The organism is Pedobacter gandavensis (genome assembly GCF_014172405.1).
GTDB classification, from domain to species: domain Bacteria; phylum Bacteroidota; class Bacteroidia; order Sphingobacteriales; family Sphingobacteriaceae; genus Pedobacter; species Pedobacter gandavensis.
In genome coordinates, this window is sequence record NZ_WNXC01000001.1 from 1,728,763 (window position 1) to 1,746,795 (window position 18,033).

General features: G+C 39.1%; 13 protein-coding genes and 1 tRNA gene. 6 read left to right on the top strand and 8 right to left on the bottom strand.

All coding sequences use genetic code 11. The features are described 5' to 3' along the window. Positions 1-13: 13 nt before the first annotated feature. The 3 genes from GM920_RS07030 to GM920_RS07040 are packed head-to-tail and all read left to right on the top strand — an operon-like array spanning position 14 to position 2,914. Complete coding sequence (locus GM920_RS07030; protein ID WP_235964459.1) at positions 14-1,048, top strand: class I fructose-bisphosphate aldolase; 1,035 nt, start codon at positions 14-16, stop codon at positions 1,046-1,048. 11 nt (positions 1,049-1,059) lie between these two features. Beyond that, the gene (locus GM920_RS07035) at positions 1,060-1,821 is read left to right on the top strand and encodes an HAD-IIB family hydrolase (protein WP_182954862.1); all 762 of its coding nucleotides are present in this window, start codon (positions 1,060-1,062) and stop codon (positions 1,819-1,821) included. 19 nt (positions 1,822-1,840) lie between these two features. Next, complete coding sequence (locus GM920_RS07040; RefSeq protein ID WP_182954865.1) at positions 1,841-2,914, top strand: glycoside hydrolase family 130 protein; 1,074 nt, start codon at positions 1,841-1,843, stop codon at positions 2,912-2,914. On the opposite strand, the gene GM920_RS07045 is transcribed toward GM920_RS07040, so the two are convergent. Beyond that, positions 2,911-5,901: a glycoside hydrolase family 2 TIM barrel-domain containing protein gene (locus GM920_RS07045; RefSeq protein ID WP_202986048.1), complete on the bottom strand. Its 2,991-nt coding sequence runs from the start codon at positions 5,899-5,901 to the stop codon at positions 2,911-2,913. The two genes, GM920_RS07040 and GM920_RS07045, sit on opposite strands and share 4 nt — an antisense overlap. 203 nt (positions 5,902-6,104) lie before the next feature. Beyond that, positions 6,105-7,040, bottom strand: a complete 936-nt coding sequence (locus tag GM920_RS07050; RefSeq protein ID WP_182954866.1) for a bifunctional UDP-sugar hydrolase/5'-nucleotidase — start codon at positions 7,038-7,040, stop codon at positions 6,105-6,107. A 245-nt stretch (positions 7,041-7,285) separates the two neighbouring features. Here GM920_RS07050 and GM920_RS07055 point away from each other — a divergent pair, with 245 nt between their 5' ends. From GM920_RS07055 to GM920_RS07065, 3 genes are all read left to right on the top strand, one after another. Next, entirely contained in the window at positions 7,286-7,999 is a 714-nt protein-coding gene (locus tag GM920_RS07055; protein ID WP_182954869.1) for an SOS response-associated peptidase, read from the top strand. A 112-nt stretch (positions 8,000-8,111) separates the two neighbouring features. Continuing rightward, positions 8,112-8,198: transfer RNA gene (locus GM920_RS07060), tRNA-Ser, on the top strand. Between the two features lie 313 nt (positions 8,199-8,511). Beyond that, positions 8,512-9,534: a PDDEXK nuclease domain-containing protein gene (locus tag GM920_RS07065; RefSeq protein ID WP_182954872.1), complete on the top strand. Its 1,023-nt coding sequence runs from the start codon at positions 8,512-8,514 to the stop codon at positions 9,532-9,534. A gap of 81 nt (positions 9,535-9,615) precedes the next feature. On the opposite strand, the gene GM920_RS07070 is transcribed toward GM920_RS07065, so the two are convergent. The 6 genes from GM920_RS07070 to GM920_RS07095 form a co-directional block, all read right to left on the bottom strand. Beyond that, the gene (locus GM920_RS07070; RefSeq protein ID WP_182954873.1) at positions 9,616-11,727 is read right to left on the bottom strand and encodes a hypothetical protein; all 2,112 of its coding nucleotides are present in this window, start codon (positions 11,725-11,727) and stop codon (positions 9,616-9,618) included. Between the two features lie 505 nt (positions 11,728-12,232). Continuing rightward, positions 12,233-13,867 (bottom strand): ABC-F family ATP-binding cassette domain-containing protein, encoded by a 1,635-nt coding sequence (locus GM920_RS07075; protein ID WP_182955464.1) that lies wholly within the window; start codon positions 13,865-13,867, stop codon positions 12,233-12,235. A 50-nt stretch (positions 13,868-13,917) separates the two neighbouring features. Continuing rightward, positions 13,918-15,450 carry a DUF2931 family protein gene (locus tag GM920_RS07080; protein WP_182954875.1) on the bottom strand — a complete coding sequence of 511 codons (1,533 nt, stop codon included), beginning with the start codon at positions 15,448-15,450 and terminating at the stop codon, positions 13,918-13,920. Positions 15,451-15,469: 19 nt separating this feature from the next. Beyond that, positions 15,470-16,315: a formylglycine-generating enzyme family protein gene (locus GM920_RS07085; protein ID WP_182954877.1), complete on the bottom strand. Its 846-nt coding sequence runs from the start codon at positions 16,313-16,315 to the stop codon at positions 15,470-15,472. Beyond that, positions 16,299-17,072, bottom strand: a complete 774-nt coding sequence (locus GM920_RS07090; protein WP_182954879.1) for a hypothetical protein — start codon at positions 17,070-17,072, stop codon at positions 16,299-16,301. Before GM920_RS07090 ends, GM920_RS07085 begins: the two co-directional genes overlap by 17 nt. Before the next feature lie 55 nt (positions 17,073-17,127). Beyond that, the gene (locus tag GM920_RS07095; RefSeq protein WP_182954881.1) at positions 17,128-18,000 is read right to left on the bottom strand and encodes a hypothetical protein; all 873 of its coding nucleotides are present in this window, start codon (positions 17,998-18,000) and stop codon (positions 17,128-17,130) included. Between the last annotated feature and the right edge of the window lie 33 nt (positions 18,001-18,033).

Genomic DNA, 18,033 nt, shown 5'->3' on the forward strand with positions numbered 1-18,033 from the left:
AACTACTTCTCTTATGATGAACACTCAAGAACTTAAAAACCTGGCTGAAAGGCTAATGGCTACAGACAAAGGTTTATTGGCCATGGACGAAAGTACAGGCACCTGCAACAGAAGATTTAAGGCCCTAGGCATTCCTCAAACTGAAGAATACCGTCGGAAATACCGCCAAATGATTGTCACGACCCCTCATTTGGAAGAAAGTATTAGCGGTGCTATTCTTTTTGAAGAAACCCTACATCAGCAAACGGATGATGGCCAATCATTTCTGACCATTTTAAAGGAAAAGGACATTATTCCGGGGATAAAAGTCGATCAGGGCACCATACCACTCTCCTTTTTCCCGGAAGAGACGATTACGGAAGGATTAGACGGATTGAATGAACGGATGATTGGTTACTATTTAATGGGCTTGCGCTTTGCAAAATGGCGTGCAGTGATCCACATCGACTCTGCCCTTCCTACAAAGACCTGCATTGCAGCAAATGCTTTTACACTGGCCCGATATGCTGCGATTTGCCAGCAGGCAGGAATAGTACCTATTGTAGAACCGGAAGTCTTAATGGAGGGTGAGCATACCTTACAGACCTGTGCAGCGGTGACCCAAGATGTTTTAAAAGAAGTTTTCAATGCCTTATATGACCAAAAGGTATGTTTGGAGGGCATGATTTTAAAGCCCAACATGATCTTACCTGGCTTAAACTGTCCGGATCAGAGCGACATAGAAACGATTGCGCAACAAACCATCCGCTCGTTTTTCAAAGTTGTACCGGCTGCAGTTGGTGGGGTTGCTTTTTTATCAGGAGGACAATCTCCTGTCTTAGCCACTGAGCGACTGAATATGATGCAGCTTAGATATGGGCCGCAGCTGCCCTGGCCATTGACATTTTCATTTTCAAGAGCAATACAACAGCCTGCATTGGAAATCTGGAAAGGAAATGATAAAAACGTTTCTGCAGCACAGAAAGCACTGGCGCATCGTGCAGCTTGTAACCGTGCAGCACGCAGGGCTGAATACCATCCATCGCTAGAAAAAGTTTCATCTGTTTAAAATTCTCCAACATGAAAAAACTAATCAGTTTTGATCTCGATGGAACGTTAGCGGAAAGTAAGGCTGCTATTGATCCGGAAATGGCTACACTGTTGAGCAATCTACTTCAGGTTGCTCATGTGGCCATTATTTCTGGCGGGGATTGGCCTCAATTTCAAAAACAGGTACTTTCTCATCTCCCTGTTGGCACCAATTTACAACAGTTATCAATTTTACCTACTTGCGGCACCAAATACTACCAATATACTTCCGATTGGAAGCTACTGTATGCTGAAAATTTCACCCCGGAAGAGCAGCAAAAGATTCTGGTGAATTTGCAGGATGCGGTGAAAGCTTCCGGATTCAGTCCAGCCAAGATCTGGGGAGCACAGATTGAAGATCGCGGTAGCCAGATTACCTTCTCGGCATTAGGTCAACAAGCCCCATTAGCCGCAAAGAAAATCTGGGATCCTGATTTTATCAAACGAAAGGTCATTAAAACTCAGCTCGACAAATCCTTACCGGAATTTTCCATTCATATGGGTGGGGCAACTTCGATAGACATTACCAAACCTGGAATTGATAAGGCTTATGGCATCCATAAACTCGAAGAAACACTTAAAATATCCATTGCAGAAATGATATTTATCGGTGATGCACTTTTTGAGGGAGGCAATGATCATCCCGCCAGGAAAACCGGGGTAGTTTGTATCTCTGTAAAAGATCCTCAGGAAACTAAAAAAGTAATTGAAACTATTATTGCCTGTTTAAATAACACTGATCATAATAAGTAATTCTAAAACCAGATCTCAAATGAATCCGATTAAATTGAAACGAATGGGCGTCATCATGTCACCTCAGGCTGGCAATGAGCTGGAAGTTGAAGGGGTACTCAATCCTGCTGCGGTAAGAGGACCTGACGGTGCACTTTACTTATTTCCACGTTTAGTCGGTAAAAACAACTATTCCCGGATCGGGATAGCCAGAGTAATTTTTAATGAGCTTGGAGATCCTGTGGATGTAGAACGTTTAAGTGTTGCATTGGAGCCAGAAGCTGATTATGAAAAGCGTCCGGATGGCGGTGGTGGATGTGAAGATCCCAGGGTTACTTTTATGGAATCCTTAAAAATTTACGTGATGACTTACACTGCGTTTTCAGCTAGTGGGCCGCGGATAGCCATTGCTCATTCCAAAGATCTGATTCACTGGGAGCGTCTTGGCCTCGCTACTTTTGAGCCTTACGAGCACATTCAATTTAACCAAATTGACAATAAGGATGCATGTGTTTTCCCTGAGCCTATTGTCAGTCCTCATGGTCACCCTTCCTTTGCCATGCTTCACCGCCCACTTTTTCCTGGCACCAGTCCGGAAGAAATCTGTAAGCGCCCATACGACCATGAAATAAGGCAACATCACGAATGTATCTGGATTTCTTATTGTCACGTCACAAAAGAAAACCAGGCTTCCGGTCACCTTCCCAAATTTGCTTCAAACCAACCTTTGGCCATTCCTCAAGCATCATGGGAAAGCATAAAAATAGGGGCTGGAACTCCACCTATTCTAACCAAACACGGCTGGCTGATTCTATACCATGGCGTAAAAGACGTAGGTATTACCAACCATGGCAAGCACCAATTGAGTTATTCAGCAGGGATTATGTTATTGGACAAAGATCAGCCTCATACAATTTTATACCGATCGCCTGAACCGGTACTGTCTCCCGACCTTCCGGAGGAGCAGGTTGGAACCATTGCCAACGTGGTGTTCCCAACAGGCATTGACAGGCGTGATGATCTGGGGATGCCCAATCGTTTTGACGTCTATTATGGCATGGCGGACGACCGTATTGGGGTAGCCCGCCTGGATTTACCGGAGGAGATGCCCTAGAATACCACTTTTATTTCACCATGAATAGGTGAAGCTTCTAAAGTCTTACAATAATTGCCCCAAGCAATTTCCGGATAATCCCATTTGTTATTGAGATAAAGGATCACTTGGTTACCCTCCATACGGTCTATGCGACAAGCGACATCTGCCTGGCTAGCTACCACTGAAAGTCTTGGTTTATTATTGCCGGAAAGTGTGTAGAAATAAATATTTTCTTTCATACCTTTCGCTTTATTAGTCAGTGGTTTTTCTGTTCTGGCACCTTTATCTGACCAGTAGTAGTAATTGCGGGTATCTTGATCCCAAGGCTGTACAGGTTTTACGCCATAAGCAACTTGTTTAGTTTCATAAAGCGAAGTCCTTCCCTCATTTCCGGCAAACTCTCCTTCAGGATAATAGTTCCAATAGCCATCACGTGCCCAGTTCAATTGGTCAACGTCATTCGGCATATAATATTTAAGCCCTATTTCTCTCAAATATCCATTTGGTTCACCGGTAGTTCGGTAATTGGTGATCAACTCCCCTGTTGGATTTATAGTCATGTCGAAATAGACAGTCAGTCCCAGGTAAGTTCCCTCGATTGAGATCAGTGCATTCCCATTTTTCAACGTACATTTTACCAGAGTTTTTTTCCAATCCTTATCCTGGATTAAAAACTTGCTGGCACTTTTTCTCACTTCCGCACCGGTCAGGTGGTTCAGATTCACATCAATATTCAGGAATGGTCCTTTTTCGATAAACACTTTTCCGTTTGACTGTGCATTTTCAATCAGACCGGTAATTTTAGAAACAGGGATTTCAAAGTTGTCTCCTTTGATGAGGAACATATTTTCGTTTTCGACCAGTTTTAATGCACCCTGATGTGTTGCGACAGGCATATTTATCGGGCGTTCTCCAAGGAAGTACTCATAAGTATCTACGGCTCTACCTTCCGCATCTACAAAGCTTAACAGTACTGACTTTCCAGTTTTCCAAGCTGCTGCCGGCAATTGAAAGGTACCTTTCTCATGCGGGTTGATATTTGGAAGGCTTATCGTTTTCTTTTTGCCTTCATATACATAAACCAGCTTCAGTTCATTTAAATTGGTATGGTCATATCGGTTATATACTGGAAGTTGAATTTCCTGATTTGGGTTAAAGTTTTTAATCACTTTTCCTTCCTCGAGGATACGGACTGGTGATTGCGCTTTTTTAGTAGACCAGAATTCTGGTTTCGGCCTTCTCCAAACATCTACGATCCCCCACTCGCCATAGCCAACTGCATGTCCCTGATATCCTTCTGGCTTGGCTGTTTTAGCAAACTCATTCCAAAAAGCGGTACCCTTTTTTAATTTTGCCGGAACATTAAACGTTTCATCGACATAGCCCCAAATGGCACCGCCTAACCCGCCTTTTGTTGGAAACAAACGTCCCCACATCATGTCCATGGAAATCCCCCAGAATGCTCTGATATTTGGGTCATCACGTAGGGTTTGATAAGTATAACAGGCTGGATGTGCCCACTCATCAAATAATGCAGGAATGCCATGACCTTCGTACCCTTTGGTGGTCTTTCCATACTGGGTTAAATTACCATTCACATCCTGATAATGCATGCTGAGAATCTCATAAATCTTGTCGTCACCCTTTTGTGATCCTGGGTAACTCCAGATGACAGGTCTGGTTTTATCTGCATTTTTAACATAATCCCAACTCTTCCTAAAGTTACTGCCATAGATAGATTCATTTCCGATAGACCAAATGACTACTGCGGGGTGTGATTTAAAAGTATTGACCATTTCCCGGCACTGACTTAAATATTGCGCGGTATGGTTTGGATCATCTTGAGTTGCTCCCGGAGCATAGTTTTTTTGTCTGTAGGTATCCACAAAACACACTGAAGTTTCTACTTCTACATAAATTCCGTAACGATTACACAGTTCTACGAAGCGTTCAGAAGGAGGATAATGAGAGGTGCGAATAAAATTGATGTGGGCATCTTTAAGCAGCTTAACATCGAGGCTATCATAATAAGCGGTGCTGATCCGACCTAAAGTTGGATGCACATCATGACGGTTTGCACCTCTCAATTTCACTGGTTTTCCGTTGACCATCATCTGGTCTGCTACGATTTTCACTGTTCTAAATCCGACAGCCTTATGAAAAGAATAAGTGTCTTTCCCATCCTTTCTTATCCTAACCTCTAAGCGGTACAGATTTGGATGCTCTGCATCCCATTTCAAAGGATTAGTGATCTTGAACGTATTGGTATTTTGTCCGCTGTTGACTGCAAACTGAACTGCGGTATTGGGTACGGGCTTATTGTTTTTATCGAATAAAGCATAATGAATTGTTGTTCCTTTTGCTGCTTCTGCCTCATAGCTCAATTTTAACAGGGCATCCTTAAAATCATTGTCCAGGTCTGTAGTGATCCCAAAATCATGAATACTATTTTCCGCTGTTGCAAAAAGCGTCACATCTCTTAAAATTCCTCCAATTGGATGATGTGCGTAACCTGAAGCATAAGAGATGTCATCTACCTTATCTTGAACCTCTAAGAACACCTCATTAGGTTTATCAAATGATACATAAGGAGTGATGTCAGTTTCCCACCTGGAGAAACCGCCTTTATGTGTTCTTAATACCTTTCCATTGATACTTAAGGTTGCCTGGCTGTATACACCATCGAACCTTAAAACGACTTTTTTCCCTTTAAAATCATTTGGCAGGGTAAATTTTCTTTTATAAAAGAAAGACTTATCGTGAGCAATTCCATAGCCTTGCATCACTGCTTCCCCGGGTACCTGAATCAGGTCCCATGGAGAGTTGGCATCAAATTGAAACTGCCATTCCCCATTCAGAGATTGTACTGGCTGTTTAACGCCCTTGGTTTGTTTTGGTAATTCATAGGCCAGATCCTGGCCAGAAACGCTGAGTACGGAAAATACAGCTGTGCAAAAAAACAAGAGTATTTTAGACAGCTGCATTTTAAGAAAATTGGTGATCATAACCTGATTATAAACTATAGTTTTTCAAGCGGCAACATGACGCTCCTATGCCAAAGGTATCCCTGGTAATCTGAAAAAACTAAAACTAAACAGGCCAATACTTAAACTTTTTATTCCTAAAAAGCCCATTTATGGATATTTTATGATCAGTATTGTTTTAATATATTTTATTTGTTGTGATTTTTTATCAGCAATTCCTGAGCTTAGCTCAACTTAACCTTACTCATCTTTGTTAAAATCAGATTGGCTTGTTTTGAATTGTTATTCATTGGCAATCCGGCAACCAGAAAATTGTGCTGGAAATCATTTTTAGTTCCCTGGGTCACATCCCATGAAAAACTAGTTTTTCCAACAATTACGCCATCATAGCCTACCTGACTAATTGCTACTTCTTCTCGGTTTGAATTCCTCCTGATCATCACACCTTTACTCACCTTTTGCCCATTTTTACCAACGATCAGATCAACGTATGCTGATTTCTCTGCCAGATTGTTATTATTATAGGTCTTATCTTCGGGATCCAAATTAGAAAGACAGATGACCAGGTCACATCCTTCCTTAACTTTCAAGAACTCTGCTGTTTTATTTAAGGATTGGTAAGGATTTTTAAAACCAATACCAGCAATTTCTTTTCCAAGGCCGGTGATTCCTACTTTTAAGTTACCGGAACGAATGATCACATGAGATTTTACTGCGGAAGAGAGTTGGGCATTATTGAAATCATAATTGCAGTTAACCAATGGAAAATCCATATATGGCAGCAATGCGGCTAAAGCTTCCTCTCCATTCCTTAATTCGGCAGCACCGATATTTGCAGCATGGTAACCGGTTCTATTCATCATGGATACCACTTCTTTTCCATCAGTCTGACCTAAAAAGCTACCTGCATCTACCATTAAACCGGCAGTTTCTTGTCTTTTTATCAGTTGACTCAGTTCTCGTAATCCACCTAAGTTTTGACGATTAGACTCTATACAACCATTTAGATTTCCAGAGTGAAAAACCGTGACAGTTTGTGCGTTAGCAAAGGTATTCAGTGTTTTGTTTACTCCGGCGATTGCCGATAATGGCTTAGCAATGAATGCTGTACCTGCAAAAATTGAGGCCTTTCTTAGAAAGGATCTGCGTTTTAATTCCATGGAGCGATAATTTAAATGCGAAAATTACACAATAATTTTTTAAAATAATAAAAAATTAGTAGAGATAATGAACAAGTAGTGTTGCTTACAAAAGAGCCCGCAACAAAAATATGATGCGGGCTCTATAAACTGGAAAAATGTTACTTCCTTTTTACGCCTATTATTTTCACTAAATAACCTAAATTCTTTATACGGCGCATTGTTCCTACCTCAGGCTGATTATTATATCTTTGCCCCCTTAAATTATGTGTGCAAGATATACCCTAACAGCAGAAGAGAAAGAGATTCTAAAGAATAATCCATATCAACTTATTGGTGCTTATGAACCTGATGCCAATATTGCCATCACGGATGGTGGCCTGGTCATTACTTCCGATGAGCCCGATATCATTCAACAGATGTCATTTGGAATTGTCCCCCATACCGCCAGTACCAATGTACTGACTTATGACACCTGGAATATCCGTTCAGAGGAGGTCATGGAAAAGAAAACTTATGCTCCTTTAATGAAACACAGGAAAACCTGCTTAATTATTGCAGATAGCTTCTATGAGTGGCAAAAGATTACTGATACCGATAAAAGACCTTATCGTTTTACCAATGAACGGAAAACTTTTTGTTTTGCAGGCTTATGGAGTCAATGGCTAGACCCTGAAACAGGCGAGAAACACAGAACTTTTGGGATCATGACCACTGTGGCGAATAAAACTGTGGGAGAAATCCATGATAAACAGCGGATGCCTGTCATCTTACACAGAAATGAGGAACTCAGGTGGCTAAATAAGAAGCTGAGCATAGAAGAATTGCTGGAAATGTGTAAACCTTACCCCGATCACATGATGACCAGGACTCAGGTGAGCAAAAAAGTGAATAAAGTTTCCACAAAAAAGACACCGAATAAGGGTATAGAACTGATTAAACCCTACAATGAGCTGACAACACCCACTCTTTTTGATTAAAATTGACAAGAGATGAAAAATAAAACTACTCAGTTTTAGTTCGTTATAAAGATTTCATTAAATAATGGTAATCATAATTTGCAGAACCGGGTTGAGTTCGTACTTTTGTGCCGGAGAGTTGGCAGAGTGGTCGATTGCGGCAGTCTTGAAAACTGTTGACTTGTCAAAGGGTCCGCGGGTTCGAATCCCCCACTCTCCGCTAAATGGTCATCAAAACCATACAAAAAGCCTTTGAATCATAGATTCGAAGGCTTTTTTGTTTTAAACAATTACCAAAATCATCACCATTTCTGATATAATCGGTGAGTCATTCGGTGAGTAGTTGAAGGTATTTCGTAGGGACTCACCGAATAGGCCATACTTCACTCAAAATTAACAAGTTACAAAAACACATAACTTAGAGAAATCGTTTCTTCAATACTTAAAGAAATTAGAGGAATAGCAAATGGTTCACTAATTTCGGCGATCATGGTTAACACCCTGTAATGAAAAATCGTTAGATTTGTTTTAATATGAGTCATGAAAACCAGCTAACAAATATTAACAAAGTTCTTTTCGAAGCCATTAAATCAATAGTTAATGATTCACGTAAACGTGTTTACCAAAACATTAATCGTGACCTCATAACAACCTACTGGAAGATTGGTGAAGAGATTGGAAATGCAGAGCATCAAAATAAGATTGATAGCCAAACCTCAAGGCAAATTATTCTTAATCTTTCAAAGATCCTTACTAAGGAGATTGGAAGAGGCTTTTCCAGATCCAACCTTTTCAATATGAGAAAATTTCATACAGAATATCCTAATGTCCAGACGCTGTCTGGACAACTCAGCTGGTCGCATATTTGTGAATTATTAATCATAGAGAACAAAGAGAAAAGAAGTTTTTATGAAAAAGAAACCGTCAATTCTGCCTGGTCCATCCGGGAAATGAAAAGACAGATTGATAGTTCATTATATGAAAGGCTATTACTTTCATCAGGAAAAGTAAACAAAGAAAAAGTATTGGAATTAGCGCAAAAGGGGCAGGAAATTTCTAAGGCTGAAGACTTGTTGAAAAATCCATATGTTTTTGAATTCCTCGGATTGCCTGAAAACAAACCCCTGCTAGAAAAAGATTTAGAATCAAAACTCATCCGACATATAGAAGACTTTTTATTAGAACTTGGAAAAGGATTTATGTTTGTAGGCTCTCAACAACGAATAACTATAAATAATACTCATTACTATGTAGATATGGTTTTTTACAATAAAATACTCAGGAGTTACATCCTCATAGAGCTCAAAACTACTAAACTTAACATTTCAGATGCAGGACAATTGAATACCTATCTTAATTACTATAAGGCAGAAATTAATGATGAAAATGATAATCCACCAATTGGAATCATCCTATGTGCAGAAAAAGATGAAATTACCGCTGAATATATTCTAGGTGGCTTTGACAACACGGTTTTTGCATCAAAATACACAACCATATTACCAAATAAACAACAATTAATAGAAGAAGTTGAAAATGTTCTAAATGAGAGTTAACACCATTTAAAACCTACAGAAAAACAGACCAAAGTAAGAACACATCCGTTGGAATGATTTTTACAGCCCCATCTTATTCGCTTATTTTAGATACTTGTACACTCCGTTTTCTTTGAATAACACATATTTACTCCAGAATTGTTCATCATCTAAAGTATCATATGAGTAGTTCCACTTGGTAATTGTTTCAAGATTCTCCATAATTCCATTCTCAGCACTCCCTTTTTTCTTAGTAAATGCAGGAAAGTAGTTCCATTCATATACATTTCCAGAAGTCCGGAGAAATACAAAATAACGCACAGTAATCATGCCCGTATCATCCTTAATTTCCAAAGGATTAATGACTACATTTTTATCAGCATTGTAAATCAGTAGAAAATCTTTCAAAACAGACTCATAACCTGAAATTTTGTATTTCTTTGATTTAATCGCGGCATCGTAAAATGGCTTAAAAACATGGTTTGCAATACTATCCTTAAAATCATCCTCAGCTGCTTGCTTTTCTTCTTTCAACCGATCTGCAACCAATTTGTACATGCCTATATAATTTCTATTTTCCCGTTCCTCAGATTCCCACATCTCATTGTATTCTTCCCAGTCAGGATGTTTGCGTTTGTCTTCTATTTTCTTAAAAAGCTTTCCTTCCCAAAACCCAGGATCAATTGCAATGAGGTTATCGTTAAAATAGCCCCAATCCTGAAGCTTATTAAGGTACGCTAACTTACCTTCATTCTCATTTTCGGCCTCAAAATAAGTGACCATATCTTTTTTATAATACCATTTTCCTTTGCTTGAAACACCCTTAACGATATAAGCATAGTTCTGTGGAACATCCAGAAAGTTTTTATCTTTTATAGAAGCTCCAGATAAAATCTTCACATTATGATCCTTTTTGCTTTCCGAAAGGCCTTTCAGCCCCTGCTTATCTACTTTACGAAAGAAGAAGCCAATAAACTTACTTTTATCATCACTATAAAAAGTCTGGTACAGATCGGAAAAGTTGACCGTACTATCCGACTGATTAACAACAGATTTGATTAATGACAAGTCATTATTCTTCGGGAATATTTCACTTTTAATGAAATCAAATCTTTTCCTGGCTAATATCTGTTCCGCCTTCAGCGTTTTGTTATTTAATGCAATTTGGTGAATAACATCAGCCAAAGCACCAGACAAAGCATTGTTAATAGTGCATTGGATAGAACCATCGCATGAAAACTCAAAACCTGGATTGGTCTGATCACCTTTATATTCTTTGTCCAGGACTAAAGAATTACTTTCGGCTTCATACAATTGAACTTTGAGCTGGAGTACAAAGTGTCCCTTTTCTTTTGCTATATGTGCTGATGGAAAACTCAATACATAGGGTATATTTTCATCTCTTGCAATCTTTGCCAAATCAGTTAAGCCATTTTCTGCAGTTATATCTTTTAAAAGTACAAGTGTATTTGGAAATCGTTCTATGAACCGATAGGTTAGGTAATTCTGAGAAAGCATAGAAATTTGATTGAAAAAATTAAGCTTTTCAGCGTAAGCTATGGCACTTTGCATCATCAACCGGCTGTTTTCTTCTTTAACTTTTGACAGATCCATTTGTTCAGGATTGCTGATCTCTTGCTTTAACTTCTTATTTTTTTCTTCAATAGACTTGATTGCAGTAGGATCAAAACTAATCCCTCCCACTGAAAGAATCAACAACTCAGGTTCAAATTTACTTTGCTTAACTTCTTGTCGTACTGGTTCAGCTTTAACCTTTGTTTTAATAAGCACCCCATACCGCTTATCTGTAACCTTATAGGCTTTAAGCTCTTCCGCACTAACAATGTTTATATCAATAAATGTACTATCTGCAATGCTTGCAAGATCGCCCTCATAATCTTTGTTTAAGACTTTTTCGTTTAAAATGTACTGGATATTTTGGTCATCAGAATTATCCCCAAGTAACATCTTGTACTTAGCCGATTTTGTAGACAAGTACCGCTGAAAACGTTTCCTGGAGTAAACTTTTGTTTCAATTAATATGATTCCATTTTTACCCTTTTCGCCGTATTTTTTATAAGCATCTTCCTTTAGCACGGTTACCATTGCGATATCATTAGGGTTAACATTCGCCATTTCGGATTTGAGCATTTCTTTTCCATCAATGAAAAATAGAGGGTCTCCATTGATTTTTTTTTCTGGTATCTGAGCCAAAAGATTAACGGAATAAAGCAGAAAAAAGAAAATAACAAAAGTGAATGATCGAAGTGTATTTTGAAATAGGAGCATATTTGAAAGCTTAATTTATGGTCAGATAATTCAGGAGAATTAGTAAAAGCAATGATAATGAAAAGATTTTAAACGGGGATGCACTGATTTTTTTGCAAGTTAGAAACAATCACTACTTAGATAAAATATTATAAATTAACAAAAAACCACACATAAAAACCTCGGTTAAAGTATTTGATCAGTATCAAAGGATGAAGTCGAACCGAATTCATAGCATAATTAAAATCTATTCTGTAAATTAGGGTCATAGCATTTGCAACTACAAAAGAAACAAGATCGGTGAGTGATTCGGTGAGTATTTAAATCCAACTCCATAAAAAGCCATCAAAACAGAAGAGCCTGAAATCTTAAGATTCAGGCTCTTCTGTTTTACCAGACATCAGACTCTATTAATAAAGATATCTGTATCAATATTAGGAAAGGGTAACTTTTAGCTTTGTTCGATTTCCTTTAAGCTATCCATTTTCTTATAGGCCAGGAATCCCTTGATATCTTCAAAGTGCTCTCTAACGCGTTTATTACCAAACTCGAATACCTTTTCTGCCAGTCCATCTAAGAAATCCCGATCGTGGGATACCAGAATCAAAGTACCATCAAAATCCTTAAGCGCATCCTTGATAATATCTTTGGTCTTCATATCCAAATGGTTGGTTGGCTCATCCAGGATCAACACATTTACAGGTTCTAACAGCAATTTGATCATTGCTAAACGAGTTTTCTCTCCACCGGAAAGTACCTTAACTTTTTTTGTGGTATCATCACCACTGAACATAAAGGCACCTAAAAGGTCTTTAATTTTTAGACTACCATTACTTAATGGAATCTGGTCAATCGTTTCGAATACCGTTAAATTCTCGTCGAGCAATGCGGCCTGGTTTTGGGCAAAATATCCAATCTTAGCATTGTGACCTACTTTCAACTCGCCTTCAAAATCAATCTCGCTCATGATGGCTTTGATCATGGTCGACTTACCTTCACCATTTTTACCGACAAAAGCTACTTTTTCTCCGCGTTCGATCACCATAGATGCTTTTTCGAACACTACATGATCGCCATAAGCTTTAGTCAGCTCTTCTACAATGACCGGATACTGACCGGAACGTGGTGATGGTGGAAATTTCAAGCGTAATGCTGAAGTATCTACTTCATCGATCTCAATAACTTCTAGCTTTTCAAGCATCTTTACGCGCGATTGCACTTGTAAAGTTTTAGAGTATGTTCCTCTAAATCTGTCTATAAATTCCTGGTTATCTGCAATGAAACGTTGTTGTTCCTCGTAAGCTTTCAATTGGTGCACACGGCGGTCTGCACGCAACTGAAGATAATGGGTGTATTTAGCTTTGTAATCGTATATTCTTCCCATCGTCACCTCAATGGTGCGATTAGTAATGTTATCTACAAAAGCACGATCATGGGAAATTACCATAACTGCTTTTGCGGAGTTGATCAAGAAATCTTCTAACCACTGTATACTTTCGATATCCATGTGGTTGGTAGGCTCATCTAGCAAGATAAGATCAGGTTTCTTTAACAGGATTTTGGCCAGCTCGATACGCATGCGCCATCCGCCCGAAAACTCAGAAGTTTTGCGCGTAAAGTCCTTACGTTCAAAACCCAGGCCTTTTAGCACCTTTTCTACCTCTGCATCATAATTGATCTCTTCGATCGAATAAAATTTCTCACTCAGTTCCGATACACGTTCGATCAGCTTCATGTAGTCATCAGTTTCGTAATCGGTACGAATTGTAAGCTGTTCATTTAGCTCATCGAGCTCTTTTTGCATCTGGTTTACCTCTTCAAAAGCTTTCATTGTTTCTTCGAAAACAGTAGCATCATCCTGGGTAAGGAAATGCTGTGGTAAATATGCAATTACCGCGTCTTTTGGACCGGTTACATTACCAGAAGTAGGTTTAGCCGCATTGGCAATGATCTTTAGAATGGTGGACTTACCTGCGCCATTCTTACCCATCAGGGCAATCTTATCGTTCTCGTTTATCGAAAAGGTAACGTCGCTAAACAGGGTGGTTCCGCCAAATGAAACGGAGATGTTATTTACATTAATCACAGTATGGGAATATTGAGTTGTTGGCAAAGATAAGAGAAAGACCTTAATCCTTAGTACTTCTTCCCATATTCTACAATTTCAGTCTCCAAAAGCAGCACCTTATTCCCGCCATTTTTTAGTGTGGCAGTTGCCTTTTTAGTTTTTTGGTCGATGTTAAATTCAATCTCCCCGGACGCGTTTTTCTGTTGATTAAAAAAGACATCAAACTTTTTAAAAGTCTGGTCTTCGTTAAAGTCAAAGTCTGCTGCACAGCGATTGCCATTTTTATCATACCATTTGAGGTATACATTTTCTGGAATACCACGTTTCTCGTACTCATTACTTTGTAAACTTTCATCGAAAAACACAAAACGTTCTGCATTATAAAAGCTAAAATCAGCATCATGGATTTTTATTTCCGCTGATACAACAAACGTTGGACGCCAGTTGTAGGTGGCTCGCAATTTATCCCAATAACCATAAGGAATGGGCTTGTTCTTTGTCAATTGCTGTATTTTTGAGGGCACAACCATCGTATCCGTCAATACTTTTTTTCGCCACTCTCGATTAAATAAATCTTCATATTTTAATTCCCCCGTGTTAGAAACCGGTGTACTTATGATTACTTTTTCGGCTTGATAACGTCCAATCTCTACTTGACGACGCCCAGTGCTACCTGCCCAAATCACCATTACACCACCAGGTGCAAAGCCCATAATAATGCTGTCATAGTTTTCATCAAAAAACCTGGAAACTCTTTTATCAGTAAAAGACTTACTAAAAAGTCCCCTCAGTTTCTGATAATCGACAAGGCTATTCACCCGGTAAAAGGTATCTTCAGCAAAAGAAAACCAGGTAACATCTATTGCTTTCGGCAATGACTTCACTTCTCTATAAGTTCCCCCTCCATCTTCTCCCCATTTTGCTTTGTAATTTACCGTATTACCTTCACTAAAAGTAAATTCAGACTTTTCATCCTTAGGAAAGGTAAAATAGCCCTTGTACAATTGCACAGGGTAAGCCGTTGGATTGCTCATTGCACCATGCCATTCATACCTACCTTCCTTTATATTATCGGCGATATTTTCCGCCTTTTCTTTTGCTTTATGATAATCACGGCTAACTTCAGCAAAACTATAGATCAATGGTACTAAAATAGTATAGCCAACCAGAACAAGAATTAGTGTTTTATACGACTTTATGGCCCATCCTATGATTATGGCACTGAAAATCGTCAGAAAAACACTCAAGATTAAAAATAAAGGGAGCATTTCTGAAATTATACTACCTAAATCCTCATAAATCTTGTGCTCGTAATTGTCCCCAATTGTGCCGACGAATAATAACACCGGAAAAAGCATACACCCAGCAAGGTAAAACACAAAACCATATGCAAGTTCGACCAGAACGTTTGGCCTTTGGAGCAGATTGAGTTTTCTACGAAAATAGTTGAAATGGAAATAAAAAATCGCCATTAAAATCACATAAGGAGAACTGCAGAATGCAGCATACATTAAGTTTAAATCGTCCTTTTGCGTACCTAGCATACACAACAAAGCCAATATGGCAACTAAAATGGCGGAGATAACAGATTTGAACGTCATGTATTTAAAATTTTTAAATCTATTTAGTTTGGTTTTTCAATACCCTAAAACCCTGGTTGCTAAAAGAAGCACGTGGATTAACCCTTCCGACATCCAAAGAGTTGAAAAAACCACAGGCATAATTACTGCACCACCAGGAGCCCCCCCTGGCATGTACAACCCTCCTGTTCTTAGGATCAGTTTTTAAAGTTCCTTCACAGAATTCAAATACATTACCATACATATCGTACAAGCCAAAAGCATTGGGTTTAAAACTAGCTACAGGAGCTGTATACATATAACCATCTGATAAATCAGGACTCAGATGATCACGTCCATGCCAGATATTGGCATACTCCGCGATCTGATCCATATTATCGCCCCAAAAATAGGTGGTTTTGGCTCCTGCTCGCGATGCAATTTCCCATTCATCTAGTGATGGCAGCCTGACTTTTGCCCATTTACAATAAGCTTCTGCATCTGTATAACTGATACAGGTTACCGGATGGTTCATTTTATTTTCAATTCCACCTCTGCTAATTCCATTTGGAAACCTCCAATAAGCCGTACTATCACTCAGCCATTTGAATTCCGCAAGCCCGGGTTCAAATACCATCGCATTTTTGAAACGCTCTGCATCGGTTTTATAATTGGTTGCTAAAATAAACTTTTCAAACAAGCGGTTGGTCAGCTCTGTGGCAGCCAGGTCAAAACCAGCTGTACTGACCTTTCTCAGCGGATTAAGCTGATGTATGCGACCACCTAGCCAGTATTCTCCTTTTGGGATGTGCACAAAACCAGTATCAGATTGCGCGACTGTTTGCTGGACAAATAAGCATGACGACAACAGCAGAAATACCCAAATGACCTTACTTTTTACGTCCATTATAGAAAGCTTCTGCCCTACTGATGATCAGGTCTTCATTGGCCTGGTTATGGTTAATGAAACTGGTGTACGTACTATTATTGCCATAAAGCTTAACATAAGAAGCCGAAGTCATGAAAGGTTGATAATCATTTTTCTTCATCAACTGTATCAGTACAGTAAGGATATCATGATCCTTATGGTCAATTTTGTAGGTCTTGATCAATAACGGGATGATTTCCCAACCATTGATATGTTCAATTGCTGTTTTGTAATTCAAACCTACTTTTTTACTCCTGTTTACTGATTCTGAGATCAGCGCAAGTACAGAATCCCGGTTGCTAATTAGGAAATTCAACTGCCTTTCACTCCAATTCGCTTCATCAAAGGTATCAGGTAAAGTCCCAAAGATCTTCAGATTTTCTTCTAAAATTGGAGTAGGAACATCACAGTTTTGGCTTGAAACTTCAGGATGAATCATATGATAAGTAAACTTTTCCGGAAGTGACAGGCTCTGGTAGTTTTTAGGACTCAATACCCTAAAATAAATGTCGCTATCGCCACCAGTGGCTTTTATGCCGGCAATCATAGCCTTTACTTTAACCAGTCCATAGGGAGGTGTGGTATTTTTAAAACGATTGGCATGATACGCCTGACTAGCAGGACTGGCTTCTACCCAACCTTCCTGGGCAAAAACAGGAACTGTTGTAAATATTCCGAAAGCTAAAAATAGAAACCGAATGTAATTTTTCAGGATAATCATCATTGTGTTAAACATAGGTTAACCAAAGTTAATGTTTTATGGTATTAGAATAAGCACGCGACAGCACTTGCTAACCTTCGAATAAAAAGACATCTGGAATTTTATAAGAGTTGTGATAAGGAAGCACAATCTCTTTGACTTTTTTATTTTTATCACTCAGGCGATTGAATCTGGTGATCTTTAAATCATACATTGCCCGACCATTAGGAATGAACTTAAATTCATTTTCATCGCATACCAAGGTTTTGAAATCATCCCCAACTCCTTCACCATAGTCATGATGGGTATCAATTGTGGTGATTCTTTGAAGCTTACCTTGATTTAAACCGATCACGTTCTCGTGGTAATTTCCCCCCATATGTTCCTGGCCTCCCCTCAATATAATTCCCACCGTTTGATTACCAATCAACTCTAGTCGACGGAATTCTCCAGGATTGCCATACATCCCTCCACCGCCCGCATTGAGCATAAAATCACTGAGCTTCCATTCATTTTTTTCCTTTACAAAGGAGAATACATCACACCAACCAACAGAAACGCCATAGAATGGCCCCCGGTTTTCTACAACCACAACAGCATGAAGTACATCATCGGCACTAAAGAAAACAAGATCACTAAATTCACGCCCAATAGTATCCCCCTCCATATCCCCTTGCTTGTCAACAGTTAGGGTATCATAAATTGATTTGGTTAATCTTTCCGCATCATCCAGTGTAAAATCGACAACTTTTGGCGTCCAATGGTACACTGATTTGGGTACTTCAGGATTATGATCAACGGAATCTTTTTTAAGGGGCTGAATTGCCTCTTTCTTTACGATTGCAGTAGTTTTAGGAGAATCGGTTTTCAGTTCGGCACTGGCACTGTACCAATAATAACACAGTATGATTAGTATGCTAAGCACAACAACACCTGAAAGAATATAGAGCGGCTTATTTTTCATGTTTTACGAATGATCATGGCCCTCACCGCAAAA

Coding starts and splice junctions, on each gene's coding strand:
- GM920_RS07030 (WP_235964459.1), top strand. CDS start 14: ATGATGAACACTCAAGAACTTAAAAACCTGGCTGAAAGGCTAATGGCT.
- GM920_RS07035 (WP_182954862.1), top strand. CDS start 1,060: ATGAAAAAACTAATCAGTTTTGATCTCGATGGAACGTTAGCGGAAAGT.
- GM920_RS07040 (WP_182954865.1), top strand. CDS start 1,841: ATGAATCCGATTAAATTGAAACGAATGGGCGTCATCATGTCACCTCAG.
- GM920_RS07045 (WP_202986048.1), bottom strand. CDS start 5,901: ATGATCACCAATTTTCTTAAAATGCAGCTGTCTAAAATACTCTTGTTT.
- GM920_RS07050 (WP_182954866.1), bottom strand. CDS start 7,040: ATGGAATTAAAACGCAGATCCTTTCTAAGAAAGGCCTCAATTTTTGCA.
- GM920_RS07055 (WP_182954869.1), top strand. CDS start 7,286: ATGTGTGCAAGATATACCCTAACAGCAGAAGAGAAAGAGATTCTAAAG.
- GM920_RS07065 (WP_182954872.1), top strand. CDS start 8,512: ATGAGTCATGAAAACCAGCTAACAAATATTAACAAAGTTCTTTTCGAA.
- GM920_RS07080 (WP_182954875.1), bottom strand. CDS start 15,450: ATGACGTTCAAATCTGTTATCTCCGCCATTTTAGTTGCCATATTGGCT.
- GM920_RS07085 (WP_182954877.1), bottom strand. CDS start 16,315: ATGGACGTAAAAAGTAAGGTCATTTGGGTATTTCTGCTGTTGTCGTCA.
- GM920_RS07090 (WP_182954879.1), bottom strand. CDS start 17,072: ATGTTTAACACAATGATGATTATCCTGAAAAATTACATTCGGTTTCTA.
- GM920_RS07095 (WP_182954881.1), bottom strand. CDS start 18,000: ATGAAAAATAAGCCGCTCTATATTCTTTCAGGTGTTGTTGTGCTTAGC.